Annotated in this window: 14 protein-coding genes; 5 read left to right on the top strand and 9 right to left on the bottom strand. The window is 55.5% G+C overall.

The annotated features are described in order from the left end of the window. Window position 1: 1 nt before the first annotated feature. From hslU to priA, 5 genes are all read right to left on the bottom strand, one after another. Window positions 2-1,336, bottom strand: a complete 1,335-nt coding sequence (gene hslU / locus AAHF05_RS21935; protein WP_049004905.1) for an HslU--HslV peptidase ATPase subunit — start codon at window positions 1,334-1,336, stop codon at window positions 2-4. Window positions 1,337-1,345: 9 nt separating this feature from the next. Further along, the gene (gene hslV / locus AAHF05_RS21930; protein WP_014172194.1) at window positions 1,346-1,876 is read right to left on the bottom strand and encodes an ATP-dependent protease subunit HslV; all 531 of its coding nucleotides are present in this window, start codon (window positions 1,874-1,876) and stop codon (window positions 1,346-1,348) included. 94 nt (window positions 1,877-1,970) lie between these two features. Next, window positions 1,971-2,972: a cell division protein FtsN gene (ftsN, locus tag AAHF05_RS21925; protein ID WP_028018111.1), complete on the bottom strand. Its 1,002-nt coding sequence runs from the start codon at window positions 2,970-2,972 to the stop codon at window positions 1,971-1,973. A gap of 93 nt (window positions 2,973-3,065) precedes the next feature. After that, on the bottom strand, window positions 3,066-4,091 hold the full coding sequence (cytR, locus tag AAHF05_RS21920; RefSeq protein ID WP_049004903.1) for a DNA-binding transcriptional regulator CytR: 1,026 nt from the start codon (window positions 4,089-4,091) through the stop codon (window positions 3,066-3,068). A gap of 119 nt (window positions 4,092-4,210) precedes the next feature. Then, window positions 4,211-6,406: a primosomal protein N' gene (priA, locus tag AAHF05_RS21915; protein ID WP_108091201.1), complete on the bottom strand. Its 2,196-nt coding sequence runs from the start codon at window positions 6,404-6,406 to the stop codon at window positions 4,211-4,213. A 200-nt stretch (window positions 6,407-6,606) separates the two neighbouring features. Here priA and rpmE point away from each other — a divergent pair, with 200 nt between their 5' ends. After that, on the top strand, window positions 6,607-6,819 hold the full coding sequence (rpmE, locus tag AAHF05_RS21910) for a 50S ribosomal protein L31 (RefSeq protein ID WP_003862040.1): 213 nt from the start codon (window positions 6,607-6,609) through the stop codon (window positions 6,817-6,819). A gap of 48 nt (window positions 6,820-6,867) precedes the next feature. On the opposite strand, the gene metJ is transcribed toward rpmE, so the two are convergent. Continuing rightward, window positions 6,868-7,185, bottom strand: coding sequence for a met regulon transcriptional regulator MetJ (gene metJ, locus AAHF05_RS21905; protein WP_003862042.1), 318 nt, complete (start codon window positions 7,183-7,185; stop codon window positions 6,868-6,870). 276 nt (window positions 7,186-7,461) lie between these two features. Here metJ and metB point away from each other — a divergent pair, with 276 nt between their 5' ends. The 4 genes from metB to katG all read left to right on the top strand — a co-directional run bounded on the left by metB (window position 7,462) and on the right by katG (window position 14,530). Next, complete coding sequence (gene metB, locus AAHF05_RS21900) at window positions 7,462-8,622, top strand: cystathionine gamma-synthase (RefSeq protein ID WP_129324959.1); 1,161 nt, start codon at window positions 7,462-7,464, stop codon at window positions 8,620-8,622. A gap of 2 nt (window positions 8,623-8,624) precedes the next feature. After that, the gene (locus tag AAHF05_RS21895; protein ID WP_028018107.1) at window positions 8,625-11,057 is read left to right on the top strand and encodes a bifunctional aspartate kinase/homoserine dehydrogenase II; all 2,433 of its coding nucleotides are present in this window, start codon (window positions 8,625-8,627) and stop codon (window positions 11,055-11,057) included. Window positions 11,058-11,260: 203 nt separating this feature from the next. Further along, a complete protein-coding gene (gene metF / locus AAHF05_RS21890; RefSeq protein WP_028018106.1) occupies window positions 11,261-12,151 on the top strand; it encodes a methylenetetrahydrofolate reductase in 891 nt (296 codons plus the stop codon). A 207-nt stretch (window positions 12,152-12,358) separates the two neighbouring features. Then, window positions 12,359-14,530, top strand: coding sequence for a catalase/peroxidase HPI (gene katG, locus AAHF05_RS21885; protein ID WP_332618376.1), 2,172 nt, complete (start codon window positions 12,359-12,361; stop codon window positions 14,528-14,530). Window positions 14,531-14,580: 50 nt separating this feature from the next. Here the strand turns inward: katG and AAHF05_RS21880 are convergent, their stop codons facing one another. From AAHF05_RS21880 to ptsP, 3 genes are read right to left on the bottom strand one after another with little or no spacing between them, the layout of a single operon-like run. Continuing rightward, entirely contained in the window at window positions 14,581-15,684 is a 1,104-nt protein-coding gene (locus AAHF05_RS21880) for a glycerol dehydrogenase (RefSeq protein WP_129324961.1), read from the bottom strand. A 12-nt stretch (window positions 15,685-15,696) separates the two neighbouring features. Next, on the bottom strand, window positions 15,697-16,359 hold the full coding sequence (gene fsa / locus AAHF05_RS21875) for a fructose-6-phosphate aldolase (RefSeq protein WP_129324962.1): 663 nt from the start codon (window positions 16,357-16,359) through the stop codon (window positions 15,697-15,699). Between the two features lie 14 nt (window positions 16,360-16,373). Continuing rightward, window positions 16,374-18,875 (bottom strand): phosphoenolpyruvate--protein phosphotransferase, encoded by a 2,502-nt coding sequence (gene ptsP / locus AAHF05_RS21870; protein WP_129324963.1) that lies wholly within the window; start codon window positions 18,873-18,875, stop codon window positions 16,374-16,376. Window positions 18,876-19,176: the final 301 nt, after the last annotated feature.

Genomic DNA, 19,176 nt, shown 5'->3' with positions numbered 1-19,176 from the left:
ATTATAGGATAAAACGGCTCAGATCTTCATCTGCCACTAACGCATCCAGATGTTTACTCACATATTCTGCGTCAATGGTGATGGTTTGACCGTTAAGGTCGCTCGCATCATAAGAGATATCTTCCACCAGGCGTTCCAGAACGGTATGGAGACGACGCGCACCGATGTTCTCGGTGGTTTCGTTCACCTGCCATGCGGCCTGGGCGATACGTTTGATACCATCTTGGGTGAACTCGAGGTTCACACCTTCGGTCGCCATCAGCGCTTTGTACTGTACGGTAGCAGAGGCATTTGGCTCGGTCAGGATACGTTCGAAATCTTCAGTGGTCAGCGCCTGCAGCTCAACGCGGATGGGCAGACGACCCTGCAGTTCCGGGATCAGGTCAGACGGGCTGGCAACCTGGAATGCACCGGAGGCGATAAACAGAATGTGGTCCGTTTTTACCATGCCGTGCTTAGTGGAAACGGTGCAGCCTTCGACCAGCGGCAGCAGGTCGCGCTGAACGCCTTCACGGGACACATCCGGGCCGGAGCTGTTGCCGCCACGTTTACAGATTTTATCGATTTCGTCGATAAACACGATACCGTGCTGCTCAACCGCTTCGATAGCATCCTGTTTCAGCTCTTCCGGGTTCACCAGTTTTGCCGCTTCTTCTTCGATAAGCAGCTTCATCGCGTCCTTGATTTTCAGCTTACGCGCTTTTTGCTTTTGGCCGCCCAGGTTCTGGAACATGGACTGCAGCTGGCTGGTCATCTCTTCCATGCCTGGAGGCGCCATGATTTCCACGCCCATCGGTGCGGCCGCGAGATCGATCTCAATCTCTTTATCATCCAGCTGGCCTTCACGCAGTTTTTTGCGGAACGCCTGACGTGCAGCTGAAGGTTCAGACTGTTGTTCAGCCTGGCCCCAGTTGTTTTTTGCCGGTGGGATCAGCACGTCGAGAATGCGCTCTTCGGCCATCTCTTCCGCGCGGTAGCGGTTTTTCTCAATCGCCTGAACGCGCACCATTTTGATAGCAGAATCGGTCAGATCGCGGATGATAGAATCCACTTCTTTACCGACATAACCTACTTCGGTGAACTTGGTGGCTTCAACTTTGATGAACGGTGCGTTAGCCAGCTTCGCCAGACGACGGGCGATCTCGGTTTTACCGACGCCGGTTGGGCCGATCATCAGAATGTTTTTCGGCGTCACTTCATGGCGCAGCTCTTCGTCAAGCTGCATACGACGCCAGCGGTTACGCAGGGCGATCGCCACGGAGCGCTTGGCGTTATCCTGGCCGATAATATGTTTGTTTAGTTCGCTAACAATTTCGCGTGGGGTCATTTCAGACATGGGAGATCCTTACGCTTTAGACGGTAATTCTTCGATGGTGTGGTTGTGGTTGGTATAAATGCAGATATCACCTGCAATATCCAACGCCTTCACCGCGATATCTCGCGCGTTCATGTCGGTATTTTCCAACAGCGCGCGGGCTGCAGCCTGGGCATAAGGGCCGCCAGAGCCGATGGCAATCAGGTCGTTTTCCGGCTGAATGACGTCACCGTTACCGGTGATAATCAGCGAAGCGGTTTCGTCGGCTACGGCCAGCAGCGCTTCGAGCTTGCGCAGCATGCGGTCGGTACGCCAGTCTTTCGCCAGCTCAACGGCGGCTTTCACCAGATGACCCTGGTGCATTTCCAGTTTGCGTTCAAACAGTTCAAACAGCGTGAAGGCATCAGCGGTGCCGCCAGCAAAACCGGCGATCACTTTGTCGTTATAGAGACGACGTACTTTCTTCACGTTGCCTTTCATGACGGTATTACCCAGTGTGGCCTGGCCATCACCGGCGATTACCACATGGCCGTTACGGCGTACACTTACTATTGTTGTCACGAGCAGACCCCCTGGTTACAGAATCGGGAAACAGAAGCCCTGAGCCTGTGCTCAGGGCTGAATAGAATGATAGATGGGGGGGAAATTGGGGGTTTCAACCCCCGGATGCGAGTCGAATACAGTTTGTGTGACCGGCGACTTTCAAACGTGAAATGGTGCCATCAGCATTTTCTTTGCCTTTCACCGGGCCAATCACCACGCGATTCCAGCCATTGTTGGTGGTAATACGTGAATCAAACCCTTCAAAGGCCAGCTGCGCGCGCACCGTTTCCGCCTGCTCTGCACCTTTAAACGAACCGCACTGAACCATCCAGCGGCGCTCGTCTTTTTTCTCTGCCGTCTGCTTCGGTGCCTCGGTCTCTTTAGTGATCGGCGCGGCCTGCTGCGTTTTCGGCTGCTGAGCGGTGGTATGCGCTGGCGTCTGCAAGAGATCCTGATACGGCTGAGCCGTTTGCTTCTGCGGCTGAGTCTTCGGCTGTTGCTGAACCGGCTGGGACTGCACCGTACGCGTCTGCTGCTGGTAAGGCTGTTCCGTTACCCGCGGCTGTGCTTTCGGCTGCTGCACCGGCTGGGTTTGCGCCCACTGTTGTTGCTGCTGTTGCTGTTGCTGAATTTGCTGTTGCGCCTGACGTCGCTGTAACGTTTGCTGACGCTGTGCCGGAGTCTGTTCATTCCACGGGACTTCATTCAGCTGCGTGGGTTGCTGGCGCATATCAGCCTGCATTTGTGCCAACAACTGACGCTGTTCATCCGTCAGCTGATTCGCATTCTGCACTTCTCCACCTGCGGAAGGCTCGGTTGGCGCACGTACGCCAGGCTGACGGCTTTCCAGCTCTTTGATATAGCGCCAGCGTTCTTCAGGCTTCGGAGGAAGACCATTTCCGGCCACTTTACTGGCCTGAAGCGCCTCAGACTCTTCTTTTTTATGGTGCGTAATAAAGTACAGTCCACCAATAAAGGCGACGACTACAGCCGCAGCAATAGCGACCATTGCTGGCGAGACAGCAGGCAGGTTACTCTGCTTTTTCCTTGAGCTACTCTTTTTGCGTCGCGAAGGTGCCGGCTGGCCGCGACGTACATAATCTCGTTGTGCCACTATCGTTTCGCTGTATTTATTCGTTCGTCAGTCCGCCATGTTACTTAAGCGGCGGGGCTTTGACCAGATAAGGGTATCCGAAAGACGTTTACTTTAAGTCAATGCCTGGGTAGTGCCGCGAACAATCAGTTCGCAGTCCAGCAACCGCGAGCCGCTGCTAACTGTTTGACCGTGAAGCTGATCCAGCAGAAGAAGCATCGCTTCGCGGCCGATTTGATAGCGCGGCTGAGCGACCGTTGAGAGCGGCGGATCGCAAAATTCTGAAAGCGAAATATTATCGAATCCGATGATCGATAAATCTTTCGGTATGCGCAGGCCACGACGTTTGGCATACGACAATGCGCCCAGCGCCATTACATCGCTGTGACAGAATACGGCGGTGGGCGGCTCAGGCAGGTCCAGAAGTTTTTCCAGCGCCTGTCCACCCGCAGCGAAGGTGAAGTCACCACGAGCAATATAGTGCGGATCGACAGTGACGCCGGTACGGCGCAGCGCCTGAACGTAGCCCTGTAAGCGGTAGTGACACAGCGGCATCTCTTCCGGTCCGGCAATGCAGCCAATACGTTTATGCCCCAGTTCCTGGAGATAGTTGACGGCGTTGAATGCGGCGGTGAGGTTATCGATATGGACCGTCGGCAGCTCCAGCTCTGGCGCAAACTCGTTGGCCATGACCATCGGCGGTAAATTACGCTGCTCTTCAATGCTGGCATCAAACGGCAGGCGAGAGCCAAGCAGCAACATACCGTCGATCTGCTTGGTGATAATGAGGTCGATAAAGGTTTTTTCCTGCTGGTTCTGGTGCGCACAGTCGCCAATCAGTACCAGATAACCCTGTTCAGCCGCTGTCACTTCAATACCGCGGATAATCTCGCTGAAAAAGGGATCGCAGATGTCCGGCACAATCACCAGGATGGTGCGCGACTCATTGCGCTTGACGTTACGGCCCATCGCCTGTGGAAAATAGCCCACTTCCAGCGCAGCCTGTTCAACCCTGTTACGGGTCGCCTGGGAGACTTTATCCGGATTCATTAATGCGCGGGATACCGTTGCCGTAGAGACCTGTGCTTTCTGGGCAACGTCTTTCATGGTCGCCGGTGCAACCTCTTTGCTGGACTTCAACGTCTTCTCCTCGCCTGAACACCGAACTTCTGACATCACCATTTTTACAGATAGTTAATGGAATCGGTTACAGAATTTTCATAAAAAGTGTGAGGAACGTTAAATTTTTCGATCCGTCTTCAGCCTTCGATGGGATCGACGTCCAGTACCCACTTCACTTTTCGCGCTTCCGGAAGGGTGTTAATCAGTACCAGCGCGCCGCTGACGATATGCTGGAGACGAATTCTCGAAGGGTGCTGGAGCAAAATTTGCCAGCGAAAACGTCCGCCGCGCTTTGGTGCCAGTGCCGGAACCGGGCCCAAAATCCACAGTTGGTTATCCACCAGTGGACTGGCCTGCAGGAGGTTTCTCAGCTGCTGCAGGAAAAGTGGGGCCTGCTGGTTGTTATGATCTTCTGCACGAACGATCACGTGGCTGGTCCACGGCGGTAGCTGCAGGGTCTGGCGTTCTGCCAGCGCCTGTTCGGCAAAGGCGTCATAGCCTTTGTGTAGCAGGGTCTGGAGTAACGGGTGTTCAGGGTGGTGCGTTTGCAGAACCACTTCGCCCTGTTTGCCCGCGCGTCCGGCACGACCGGCGACCTGGGTATAAAGCTGGGCAAAACGTTCCGCGGAACGGAAGTCTGCTGAGAAGAGTGCGCCGTCGACATCCAGCAGGGCAACCAGCGTTACATCCGGGAAATGGTGTCCTTTCGCCAGCATCTGGGTACCAATCAAAATGCGTGCACCGCCGCGATGCACTTCCGCCAGTTGTTGTTCCAGCGCACCTTTACGGCTGGTGGTATCCCGGTCGATGCGGGAGAGAGGAACGTCAGGGAAGAAGGGCGCAAGAGCCTGTTCCAGCTGTTCCGTCCCCAGACCCACCGGCACAATGTGCGTTGAACCACACGATGGGCACTGGCGCGGAACTGGGCGCTGACTGTCGCAGTGGTGGCAGCGCAAATGACGCTGGGCCTGATGGAAGGTGTAGTAATGATCGCAGCGCGGGCATTCGGCAATCCAGCCGCAGTCGTGGCACAGCAGAGCTGGCGCAAATCCGCGCCGGTTGAGAAACAGAATGACCTGGTTCCCGGCCTGCAAATGCTGGCGCATCCGGGTGATAAGCGCGGGTGCTAACCCCGCCTGAACCTGCTGTCCTTTCAGATCCAGTACGTGCTGAATGGCCGGGCGCGCATTTCCCGCGCGACGGGTCAGGCGCAGCATATGGTATTTACGCTGACGCACGTTGTGCAGCGTTTCGAGCGCCGGCGTGGCGGAGCCGAGAATAATAGGGATTTGCTCGCTGTGCGCGCGATAGACCGCCAGATCGCGGGCATGGTAGCGCCAGCCTTCCTGCTGTTTATAGGAGCTGTCGTGCTCTTCGTCGATCACGATAACGCCGAGATTTTTAAACGGCGTAAACAGCGACGAGCGGGTGCCGATCACAATCGCCGCTTCACCGTTTTTCGCTTTCAGCCAGGCGTTGAGGCGCTCGCTGTCGTTCAGGCCGGAGTGCAGCACCTCAACCGGCGCGTTAAAGCGCTCGCGGAATCGGGCGATGGTTTGCGGCGTCAGGCCAATTTCCGGCACCATCACCAGCGCCTGTTTACCCTGTGCGAGCACGTTTTCCAGCACGCTCAGGTAGACTTCGGTCTTGCCGGAACCGGTGACCCCCGCCAGCAGCCAGGCAGAGAAATGATCGGAGGCGCTATGAATCGCGCCGACGGCGGTGGCCTGCTCGGTATTCAGACGCAGTCTGTCGCCTGATACGGAAAAATTTGTTCGCCAGTCGTAAAGTGCAGGCGCTTCGCTGCCCAGTTCACTCAACCCTTTCTTTCTCAGGGCCTGTAGCGCCGTTTCGCTGATCTCAAGTTCGTCGACCTGATGACGCCAGATTTTCCCTTGGCGCAGCGCCGCCAGCGCCTGCTGCTGTTTCTGCGAGCGTTTGAGGCTGTTGATGTCGACAGCCTGACCTTCTTCGGTGGCAAACCAGTACCACATCGGCGCATGGCTGGCGCTCTTACCCTGACGCAGCATAATGGGCAGGGCGTGGAACAGGACGTCGCCGATGGGATGGTGGTAGTAATCCGCCGCCCACAGCAGAAGTCGCCAGGTGCTGCTGGAGTAAACCGGCTCACTGTCCAGCACCTCAACAACCGATTTCAGTTCATTAAGCGGTAACTCGCTCTTATCGCTGACCGAAACCACAATCCCCACGCGCTGCTGCTTGCCAAAGGGCACGGTCACGCGACAGCCCGCTTTGGCGCTCATGCTGTCAGGCAGCAGATAGTCAAAGGTGCGGGAAAGCGGAACGGGCAGGGCAACGTGAGCGACGGGCATCTAATCTTCCTGACTTGAAAAGTGGCGCGTTAGTATACACATTAGTAAAAGCGGCGTGCGGATCAGATTGCATACGTTGGTCAAATTCTGTATGATTCGCCGCCTTTGGTGTACTTTACGCCAAAGAACTTACAATCAACATCGCGTGGTGTCTGGCGTTAGGGCTGGAAGAGCGACGCGGCCTTAACTGAGGTTCTCCCATGAAAAAAGATATTCACCCGAAATACGAAATGATTACTGCAAACTGTTCTTGCGGTAACTCTATCCAGATCCGCTCTACCGTGGGTCACGATCTGAACCTGGACGTGTGCGGCAAATGCCACCCGTTCTACACTGGTAAGCAGCGTGATGTTGCAACCGGTGGCCGTGTTGACCGCTTCAACAAGCGTTTCAGCATCCCGGGCGCTAAATAAGTTTCCCGAAAAAAAGGCACCGCAAGGTGCCTTTTTTGTATCCGCTTTTCAGTATTCCCACGTCTCCGGGTCAATACCCAGTTCACGCATGATCACCTTCGCCTCTTCCGGGATTTCGTCGCTACGCTCTTTGCGCAGATCGTCATCGTTCGGCAACGGTTGACCGGTAAACGCATGCAGAAACGCTTCGCACAGCAGTTCGCTGTTGGTTGCGTGGCGCAGGTTGTTCACCTGACGACGCGTACGTTCATCGGTGAGGATCTTCAACACCTTCAGAGGAATGGAAACCGTAATTTTCTTTACTTGCTCACTCTTCTTACCGTGCTCAGCGTATGGGCTGATATATTCGCCGCTCCATTCAGCCATGAGATACCTTTAATCCTCTCAGTCATTTATCTAAGGGTGCAAAACCTGTAACTCTGGGTTTTGAACCGTAATCTTGCCTAGTTTACCGTAGAGACGATACCGTGGCACGGATATTGCCGCTGCAGCGTGCACTAAAGCATATAATTTTAACGGCTATTTGAGCATTGCTCAATCTATACGCAAAGAAGTTTAGATGTCCAGATGTATTGACGTCCATACATTCAGTGTTTACTCTGGTGCCTGACTTTTCACCTCATTCGCCAGGAAGCCTTCACCATGACGCGTAAACAGGCCACTATTGCAGTGCGTAGCGGATTAAATGATGACGAGCAGTACGGCTGCGTTGTCCCGCCGATTCATCTTTCCAGTACCTATAATTTCACCGGATTTAATGAACCCCGCGCGCATGATTACTCGCGTCGTGGCAACCCTACGCGTGACGTGACCCAGCGCGCGCTGGCTGAGCTGGAAGGTGGCGCAGGTGCAGTATTAACCAATACGGGTATGTCCGCCATTCACCTGGTGACCACGGTGTTCCTGAAACCGGGTGATCTGCTGGTTGCGCCGCACGACTGCTACGGCGGCAGCTATCGTCTGTTTGATAGTCTGGCAAAGCGCGGCTGTTATCGCGTGCTGTTTGTCGATCAAAACGACGAAAAGGCGTTGAAACAGGCGCTGGCAGAGAAACCGAAGCTGGTACTGGTGGAAAGTCCAAGCAACCCATTGTTGCGCGTTGTCGACATTGCGAAAATTTGTCAGCTCGCAAGGGATGCGGGAGCGATAAGTGTAGTGGATAATACGTTCCTCAGTCCGGCCCTTCAGAACCCATTAGCACTGGGTGCTGATCTGGTATTGCATTCATGCACTAAATATCTGAACGGCCATTCTGACGTGGTCGCGGGTGTGGTGATTGCAAAAGATCCCGAGGTTGTCACGGAACTGGCATGGTGGGCCAATAACATTGGCGTCACCGCGGGTGCCTTCGACAGCTACTTGCTGTTACGTGGCATTCGTACGCTGTCGCCGCGCATGGAAGTGGCGCAGCGCAATGCTCAGGCGATTGTCGATTTCCTGAAAACGCAGCCGCTGGTGAAGAAGCTCTATCACCCGTCGCTGCCGGAAAACCAGGGGCACGAGATCGCCGCGCGCCAGCAGAAGGGATTTGGCGCGATGTTAAGTTTTGAACTGGACGGTGACGAGCAAACGCTGCGTCGCTTCCTGAGCGGGCTGTCATTGTTTACGCTGGCGGAATCCTTAGGTGGGGTTGAAAGCTTAATCTCCCACGCCGCGACCATGACGCACGCAGGTATGGCACCTGAAGCACGTGCCGCCGCCGGTATTTCCGAGACGCTGCTGCGAATCTCAACCGGTATTGAAGATTCTGAAGATTTAATTGCCGATCTGGAAAATGGCTTCCGGGTCGCAGCCAAGGGGTAATCATGAGTGTGATAGCGCAGGCAGGGGCGAAGGGTCGTCAGCTGCACAAGTTTGGTGGTAGTAGTCTTGCTGATGTGAAATGTTATCTGCGTGTCGCAGGGATCATGACAGAGTATTCGCAGCCGGGGGACATGATGGTTGTCTCTGCGGCGGGCAGCACCACCAACCAGTTGATTAGCTGGCTGAAATTGAGCCAGACCGATCGCCTTTCTGCGCATCAGGTGCAACAGTCCTTACGTCGTTATCAGAGCGAGCTGATTGCCGGCCTGCTGCCTGCAGACGTAGCGGACGGGTTGATCAGTGCCTTCACCCATGACCTTGAGCGTCTGGCTGCCCTGCTGGACAGCGGCATTACCGAAGCGGTGTATGCCGAAGTGGTCGGCCACGGGGAAGTGTGGTCTGCGCGTCTGATGGCTGCCGTATTGCAACATCTTGGTGTTGAAGCCGCCTGGCTCGACGCGCGCGATTTCCTGCGCGCTGAGCGTGCTGCACAGCCGCAGGTCGACGAAGGATTGTCTTACCCGTTACTGCAACAGCTGCTGGTGCAACATCCAGGTAAACGCATTGTCGTCACCGGCTTTATCAGCCGCAGCAACGCGGGCGAAACGGTGCTGCTGGGGCGTAACGGCTCCGACTACTCTGCAACGCAAATCGGTGCTCTGGCGGGCGTGTCCCGCGTCACCATCTGGAGTGATGTGGCTGGTGTTTACAGCGCCGACCCGCGCAAAGTGAAAGATGCCTGTTTACTGCCACTGCTGCGTCTCGACGAAGCCAGCGAACTGGCACGTCTGGCGGCACCGGTACTGCACGCGCGCACGCTGCAGCCAGTCTCCGGCAGCGATATTGACCTGCAGCTACGCTGCAGTTACACCCCGGATCAGGGCTCCACGCGCATTGAGCGCGTGCTGGCTTCCGGTACCGGGGCGCGTATTGTTACCAGCCACGACGACATCTGCCTGATTGAGTTCCAGGTTCCGGCAGGACAGGATTTCAAACTGGCACATAAGGACATCGACCTGGTGTTAAAGCGTGCTCAGGTGCGTCCGCTGGCCGTTGGCGTGCATAACGACCGCCAGCTGCTGCAGTTCTGCTATACCGCTGAAGTGGCGGACAGCGCGCTGAAAATTCTGGATGAAGCAGGTCTGCCGGGTGAACTTCGCCTGCGTCAGGGGCTGGCGCTGGTGGCGATGGTGGGGGCGGGCGTCACCCGTAACCCTCTGCACTGCCACCGTTTCTGGCAGCAACTGAAGGGACAGCCGGTGGAGTTTACCTGGCAGTCCGAAGAGGGCATCAGCCTGGTCGCCGTGCTGCGTAAAGGGCCTACCGAGAGCCTGATTCAGGGTCTGCATACCTCTCTGTTCCGCGCGGAAAAACGCATTGGCCTGGTGCTGTTCGGTAAAGGCAACATCGGTTCCCGCTGGCTGGAGCTGTTTGCCCGCGAACAGGTCACTCTCTCTGCACGTACCGGGTTTGAATTTATTCTCGCTGGCGTGGTGGACAGCCGCCGCAGCCTGCTGAACTACGAAGGGCTGGACGCCAGCCGTGCGCTTGCCTTCTTTAATGATGAAGCCGTCGAGCAGGATGAAGAGTCGCTGTTCCTGTGGATGCGTGCGCACCCGTATGACGATCTGGTTGTGCTGGACGTCACCGCCAGCGAACAACTGGCCGATCAGTATCTTGATTTCGCCAGCCATGGGTTCCACGTCATTAGCGCCAATAAGCTGGCGGGGGCAAGCAGCACCGATAAATACCGTCAGATCCACGACGCGTTTGAAAAAACAGGTCGTCACTGGCTCTATAACGCCACCGTGGGAGCGGGCCTGCCGGTTAACCACACCGTGCGTGATCTGATTGAAAGCGGCGACAGTATTCTGGCGCTGAGCGGTATCTTCTCCGGCACGCTCTCCTGGTTGTTCCTGCAGTTTGACGGCACCGTACCGTTCACCGACCTGGTGGATCAGGCGTGGCAGCAGGGCTTAACCGAGCCCGATCCGCGCGTTGACCTCTCCGGTAAAGATGTAATGCGTAAGCTGGTGATCCTCGCGCGTGAAGCCGGTTACGACATCGAACCGGATTCCGTGCGCGTCGAATCACTGGTGACTGCTGGCTGTGAAGAAGGTTCTATAGACCATTTCTTTGAAAATGGCGAAGAGCTTAACGAGCAGATGGTACAGCGTCTGGAAGCGGCGAACGAGATGGGGCTGGTACTGCGCTATGTGGCGCGTTTTGAGGCCAACGGAAAAGCGCGTGTGGGTGTTGAGGCGGTGCGTCCTGAACATCCGCTGGCAGCACTTTTGCCGTGCGATAACGTCTTCGCGATCGAAAGCCGCTGGTATCGTGATAACCCACTGGTGATCCGCGGTCCGGGGGCGGGGCGCGATGTGACCGCCGGCGCGATCCAGTCCGACATCAACCGCCTGGCTAAGTTACTGTAACGCCTGAATTTCCCTCTCTCTCCGGGAGAGGGAATTACCCTCATCATGAATTTTCCTCATATTCCCTGAGCAAACCTCACCGTTATTGTTGATTATTTCTGTTGACGTCCCCCCGCTTTTCCGTCATTTTTACATCTGGACGTCTAAACGTATAGAAGTTCACAAAACAACACACAACGACACGCGATTGATAGAGGTACGGTATGAGCTTTTTTCACGCCAACCAGCGGGAAGCCCTGAATCAGAGCCTGGCCGAAGTAAACGGCCAGATTAACGTCTCTTTTGAATTTTTCCCGCCGCGCACCAGTGAAATGGAGCAAACCCTGTGGAGCTCTATCGATCGCCTGAGCAGCCTGAAACCGAAGTTTGTCTCCGTCACCTACGGTGCAAACTCCGGCGAGCGTGACCGTACGCACAGCATCATTAAAGGCATTAAAGATCGCACCGGTCTGGAAGCGGCCCCACATCTCACCTGTATTGACGCAACCCGTGATGAACTGCGTGCTATCGCCCAGGATTACTGGAACAACGGCATTCGTCATATTGTTGCCCTGCGCGGTGACCTGCCGCCGGGTAGCGGTAAGCCGGAAATGTATGCTGCCGACCTGGTCGCGCTGCTGAAAGACGTGGCCGATTTTGATATCTCCGTTGCCGCTTATCCTGAAGTTCACCCGGAAGCGAAAAGCGCCCAGGCCGATCTGCTTAACCTGAAGCGTAAAGTGGAAGCCGGTGCAAACCGCGCGATTACCCAGTTCTTCTTTGATGTGGAAAGCTACCTGCGCTTCCGTGACCGTTGTGTTTCCGCAGGCATCGACGTTGAAATCATCCCAGGTATTCTGCCGGTCTCTAACTTCAAACAGGCGAAGAAATTTGCTGACATGACGAATGTGCGCATTCCGCTTTGGATGTCTAAAATGTACGAAGGGCTGGACGATGACCCGGAAACACGCAAGCTGGTGGGCGCAAATATCGCGATGGACATGGTGAAGATTTTAAGTCGTGAAGGGGTGAAGGATTTCCACTTCTACACGCTGAACCGTGCGGAGATGAGTTACGCCATATGCCACACGCTCGGTGTTAGACCAGGCGTGTAACAAAAAAGCCCTCTTCGGAGGGTTTTTTGATTTATAAGGGTTTTATTTTCCTGTCATATCGGCAATTCTGCCAAAGACGTACAAAAGTCACAAATTTTCAAAGTGTAATTAAACGGAATTAACTATCGAATCTGTGGGTTATCCCAACTGTACCTTATCAATAAGGGCGTATATCGTAACGGTAACACTGTAAAAGGGAGCATAGCGATGAGCACGTCAGACGATACCAATAAAGTCGGCAAATGCCCGTTCCATCAGGGCGGTCACGATCAGAGCGCGGGGGCAGGTACCAGCAGCCGTGACTGGTGGCCAAAACAACTCCGTGTCGACCTTCTTAACCAACATTCCAACCGTTCGAACCCTTTGGGCGAAGACTTCGACTACCGCAAAGAATTCAGCAAACTTGATTACTCCGCGCTTAAAGGCGACCTCAAAGCACTTTTAACCGACTCTCAACCGTGGTGGCCAGCCGACTGGGGCAGCTATGCCGGTCTGTTTATTCGTATGGCCTGGCACGGTGCTGGCACCTATCGCTCCGTTGACGGGCGCGGTGGTGCAGGACGCGGTCAACAGCGCTTTGCGCCGCTGAACTCCTGGCCTGATAACGTCAGCCTGGATAAAGCACGTCGCCTGCTGTGGCCAATTAAGCAAAAATACGGGCAAAAAATCTCCTGGGCTGACCTGTTTATCCTCGCGGGTAACGTGGCGCTGGAAAACTCGGGCTTCCGCACCTTTGGTTTTGGTGCCGGGCGTGAAGACGTCTGGGAACCAGATATGGACGTTAACTGGGGCGATGAAACGACCTGGCTGAAGCACCGCGATCCGGAAGAACTGGCGAAGCGTCCACTGGCCGCAACCGAAATGGGCCTGATTTACGTTAACCCGGAAGGGCCAAATGCCAGCGGTGAACCGCTGTCAGCGGCAGCGGCGATTCGCGCCACCTTCGGTAACATGGGTATGAATGACGAAGAGACCGTCGCGTTGATTGCGGGGGGACATACTCTCGGTAAAACCCACGGCGCAGGAGAAGCGACCCATGTAGGTGCTGACCCGGAAGCCGCACCGATAGAGGCGCAGGGTCTTGGCTGGCACAGCACACACGGCTCTGGCGTTGGCGAAGATGCTATCACCTCTGGTCTGGAAGTCATCTGGTCACAGACCCCGACCCAGTGGAGTAACTATTTCTTCGAGAACCTGTTCAAATACGAGTGGGTGCAGACACGTAGCCCGGCTGGTGCCATTCAGTTTGAAGCCGTAAATGCGCCGGAGATTATGCCCGATCCGTTCGACCCGTCGAAAAAACGCAAACCAACCATGCTGGTCACCGACCTGACGCTGCGTTTTGACCCGGAATTCGAGAAAATTTCCCGTCGTTTCCTGAACGATCCGCAGGCCTTCAACGAAGCCTTCGCACGTGCATGGTTCAAACTGACCCACCGTGATATGGGGCCAAAAGCGCGGTACATTGGTCCAGAAGTGCCGAAAGAAGATCTGATTTGGCAGGATCCGCTGCCGCAGGCGGTGTTCAACCCTTCGAAAGAAGACATTGAGAGCCTGAAAGCGGAAATCGCGGCATCCGGACTTTCCATCAGCGAACTGGTTTCTGTTGCCTGGGCGTCTGCTTCAACCTTCCGCGGCGGCGATAAGCGTGGCGGTGCGAACGGTGCACGTCTGGCGCTTGCGCCTCAGCGTGACTGGGATGTGAATGCCGCAGCGGTTCGTGCACTTCCTGCTCTGGAAGCTATTCAGCGCACCACCAACAAAGCTTCCCTGGCAGATATCATCGTGCTGGCGGGTGTAGTGGGTGTTGAGCAGGCTGCGAAAGCGGCAGGCGTTTACGTCACCGTACCGTTCACGCCGGGCCGTGTGGATGCTCGTCAGGACCAAACGGATATCGAGATGTTTAACCTGCTCGAACCGATTGCCGATGGCTTCCGCAACTACCGTGCCCAGGTTAATGCCTCGACCACGGAATCACTCCTGATTGATAAGGCCCAACAGCTGACGCTGACCGCGCCTGAACTGACGGTGCTGGTGGGTGGCTTGCGTGCATTGGGTGCTAACTTCGATGGCAGCAAGAATGGCGTGTTCACCGACCGCGAGGGTGTGCTGAGTAATGACTTCTTCGTCAATCTGCTGGATATGAATACCCAGTGGAAAGCGACCGATGAGTCAAACGAACTCTTTGCCGGTAGCGATCGTGCCAGTGGTGAAGTGAAATATACCGCGACCCGCGCCGACCTGGTCTTCGGTTCCAACGCCGTCCTGCGCGCGCTGGCAGAAGTTTATGCCAGCAGCGATGCCAGCGAGAAGTTTGTCCGTGACTTCGTTGCCGCATGGGCGAAAGTGATGGATTTGGATCGTTTCGACCTGCAGTAATAAAAATCCCCGCTTCGGCGGGGATTTTTTTAACACCATGTGGGCTGCGACTATTCCCACTCCTGTAAGAACCGCTGTCCGTACTGATCGGCAACCAACAGTGCCGCGTAAACCTGGTCCGGCGACACGCCGCCCGGCATGTTATGAATGGTTTCGCCTTCCGCGCAGGAGGCTTCCGCAATCAGACGCATTTTAGCCGGGATATCCTCTTTGATGTTCAGCTGTGCCAGCGTGATGGGCAAACCGACGCTGTGACAAAGCGCCGCGACGGTCTCTATTTCTTCTACCGGGGCGTTTTCCAGTACCAGCTGCGTCAGCGTACCGAATGCGACTTTTTCACCATGATAGAAGTGATGTGCATCCGGCACTGCCGTCATGCCGTTGTGAATGGCGTGTGCTGCAGCCAGCCCGCCGCTTTCAAAACCGACGCCGCTGAGATACGTATTGGCTTCAATGATGCGTTCCAGCGCCGGTGTTACGACGTGCTGTTCCGCCGCCAGCATCGCTTTTTCACCCTCTTCAATCAGCGTGTTGTAGCACAGCTCGGCGAGCGCTAACGCAGCCTGCGTACATTTGCCCCCTGCCATGGTGGTTGCGCCACTGCGGGAACAGGCGCGTGCTTCAAACCAGGTGGCCAGTGCATCGCCAATCCCCGCAGCCAGCAGACGCGGCGGTGCTCCTGCAACCACATTGGTGTCGACGATAACCATGTTCGGGTTGTGCGGTAGCATCAGGTAGCGATCGAACTCGCCGTTGTCGGTGTAAATCACGGAAAGCGCGCTGCACGGCGCATCAGTGGAGGCGATAGTCGGGGCAATGGCGACCGGCACGTTCATAAAGTGGGCCAGCGCTTTGGCGGTATCCAGCGTTTTACCGCCGCCGATCCCCAGTACCGCCATGCAGTCGGCACTGTCTGCCCGTTTTTTCAGTCTATCGATTTCATTTTGCGAACATTCGCCGCCAAACGGTGCGATTTCAGCATGCAGTTCTGCGTTTTTAAAACTCCGGCGTAAAGTCTCTTCAGCAAAGCCCAGCACAAATTTATCGCCAACCACCAGCCAGCGCTGTGCAAGAGGCTTCAGATAGTCGCCGAGACGGGTAAGCACATTAGCGCCCTGGATGTATTTCCCCGGCGATTGAATGATACGGTCCATAACAGTTCTCCCTTAGAGGTTGAGGTTACCAAACGCGTTTTTCCAGTCTTGCTCGAACTTCTCTATGGCTGACTCTACCGCCGGGGTGCCGAGCATTTGTTGCGCTACATCTAAAGGAAGCGTGATTGCCTCACATCCGGCAAGCAGGCACTCCAGCGCCTGTCGCGGAGTTTTAAAGCTGGCGGCAAGTACCTTGCTCTCTGGCACATGCATTTCAAGCAGGGATTGCAGTTCTTGCACCATGCGAATACCGTCACCGCCCTGAGCGTCGACGCGGTTCACATACGGGGCCACATACTTTGCTCCTGCCAGTGCGGCGAGTAACCCCTGTGCTGCGCTGTATACGGCGGTACCCAGCGTGGTAATGCCCTCTTTTTTCAGAGCCTGAATCGCGATAAGCCCCTGAGCCGTCACCGGGATTTTGACCACGATGTCCGGTATGACATTACTCAGGCGTTTAGCCTCCGCCACCATGCCCTCTGCATCACGACTCATGGTTTGGGCAAACAACGTGCCGTCCGGACCGATGGCCTTTTGCAGGCGCGGCAGCACGTCCCAGATGGATTCACGGCTGGCAGCGATAATGCTTGGGTTAGTGGTCACGCCCGCAATGGGAAAAATGCGTGCAAGGCGTTCGACTTCCGCCACGTTGGCGGTATCCAGATACAGTTCCATCACTCTTCCTCGTATTAAAGTTCTAATTCGTGTTGCAGCAGAGAAGCAATAGCCTCCCCGGAGCTGGCGTTCACCAGCGCGTTGCGGAAATCTTCATGCATGATGCGACGTGCCAGGCGTGAGAAAATTCGCATGTGCTGGTCGCCTGCGGCGTGTTTGTTCAGCGTCAGCATGATGATGAATTGCGCTTCCTCATCTCCCCACATGACTGGGGCTTTCAGGCGTGCAACGCTGATGGTGGATTGCTCAATGTGCTCCGATTTGCTGTGTGGGATGGCAAAACTAAAACCCAGCCCGGTAGAAAATACGGCTTCGCGCGCCCACAGATCGGCTTCCAGCTTGCGCGGATAGCGGCAGCGCCCAGCGAGCAAAAGGTTATCGGTCATGCCTTTCATGACCTCTTCTTTGCTGTTCCAGTCGTTATCCAGAGAAATGCAGCGTGGCGTCACCAGCGGCGTATCCTGCTGATTCATGCGGAACTGGGCGAGCAGGTGTTCCACTTCAAGCGAGGTGCGACACGCCATGGCCTGGTTCAACAACTGGCGGCAGGCGCGGCTATCAAGCTGTGCCAGGCGCGCTTTGGTCGCCGGGATAGCAGGCGACCCCATACTGAGTTCGTCCAGGCCCAAACCTACCAGCAATGGCAACACAGAACCTTTTGCACCCAGCTCACCGCACAGGCCAATCCATTTTCCCTGGCGATGGACGGCCTGTACCGCGTAATCCAGTGCGCGCAGGAAAGCCGGGTTCAGGCTGTTGTAATGGCGCGTGACTTTGGCGTTGTCACGGTCGACGGCCAGGAGATACTGCGTCAGGTCATTGCTGCCGATACTAAAGAAATCAATTTCTTCGCAGCATTGATCGATGATGAACATCACCGAGGGCACTTCCAGCATGATGCCGAGCGGGATTTTTTCATCAAATGGAATATGTTCAGTACGAAGCTGCTGCTTCGCTTCGGCAAGCTTTTCTTTAACCCACAGGATCTCTTCCATGGAGGAGATCATCGGGATCATGATCTTCAGGTTGCCGTGAGCAGAGGCGCGCAGGATCGCCCGAAGCTGGGTGGTGAAAAGCGTTGCATACTCTTCGTAGATACGTACTGCGCGGTAGCCGAGGAAGGGGTTGTTTTCTGCCGGTATGTTCAGGTACTCCACCGGTTTATCGCCGCCGATATCCATAGTACGCACGATAATGCTGCGCTCATTTGCACTTTCAAGTGCCTGGCAGAAAATGTTGTACAGCTCGTTTTCACCGGGGGCGCTGGTGCGATCCATATACAGCATTTCGGTGCGGAACAGGCCAACGCCTTCGGCACCGTTACCAAATGCCGCCACGGCTTCCACTGCATGAGCGATGTTCGCGGCAATCTCAATGCGCAGGCCATCTGATGTTCTGGCTTCCCGATCAAGCCAGATGCGTTGCTGCTCGTGGATTGCCTGTTGTACTCGTGCTTCCTGCTGATAGTAGCGCACCACCGCATCACTGGCATTGACCACAACCGCGCCCGCATTGCCATCTACGAAGACAGGCTGGTTGCGCCATTGAAGAAGACCTTCGCTATCGACGCCGACCAGCGTGGGAATATTGAAGGAGCGCGCAAGAATAACGGTGTGCGAAGTGGTTCCGCCGCTCTTTAACAGCAGCCCTTTGAGTAATGTTTTATCCAGTTCCAGGAACTGACCGGGAGTGAGGTCGTCTGCAAGGCAGACGGTCGGCTGCGTCAACTGGCCTGGCGCCGGGAAGCGTTGTTCTCCATAAATGTGTTGTAAAAGTTGATAGCAGACATCGCGCACATCCAGTACCCGCTCCTGCAGGTAGCTGCTACTGGAACGAGAAAACGCATCACAGAAATGCTTTGCAGTAGCGATGATTGCTTGCGCGCAGCTCAGTCCCTGGCTCACGCCTGCAAGAAGATGCTGGCGCAGTGAGGTATCCGTCGCCAGCGATCGATGTGCATCGAGAATGGCGCTGGCGGTACTCTCGCTGTCCATCGCACGTAACTCAATGTTTTTCACCAGCAGGGTGAGACCGTTATCCAGCGCTGACTGCTCTTCTTCCACGTTTTTCGCGTCGGGTAAATCTGTTAATGCATTGAGATCCAGCGAGGTCAGCAAGGTCAACACGCCCTGGGCGCTACCGCTGCAAACGGGCAAGGCGCGAAACAGGGTGGGATTGAGGCGCGTGAGAGATTCTGGCAACGGATCAAGCTCGGTATTGAGAGCTTCCGCCAGCGGTGCGTCGCAGTGGGGAAACTCTTCCCGGAGCCATTGTTCCAGTTGTTGGTGGGCGCTCTGCTCATCTTCACCGTGGATCACCAGACGACAGGCGTCGCCTGCTAGCGTGTCGGTGCCAATAAGTGCCAGTGCGCTCTTGGCATTCCCTTTGCGGTCTGTGCGCAGGTTATGCCATTCGATTTGCGAGATAAACGTATTGCACAGTGCTTCTACATGACTTGCCGGACGCGCGTGAACCCCGTTGGGTAATTCACAGGTAAATTCCACTACCAGAGCCATACACACACTCCTCAAACCAATCATCATTAATTGGGGAACAGCATACGAGTGCGGTGATGACGCGCGCCATGTGACAAATCTGCCAAAAACTGGACAAATGTAATATCACTCGAAAAATGAGATTTGACTCACAGGTTGTGATGGTTTGTCTTACGCTTCCGTCTGTGCGAAATGTCGAGGCGGATCGCATTTTCATTTCGATATTACAAAAATCCAGTAAATGGCCTTTTTGTCTCCTGTCCGTCGACTTTCTGATTGCCTATTGTTTGCCACAACACCTTTAGGGTTTTAGGCCAGGAGC

The organism is Enterobacter adelaidei (assembly GCF_041937165.1).
GTDB classification, from domain to species: Bacteria; Pseudomonadota; Gammaproteobacteria; order Enterobacterales; family Enterobacteriaceae; genus Enterobacter; species Enterobacter adelaidei.
This window is presented reverse-complemented; position numbering and strand designations above follow the sequence as displayed.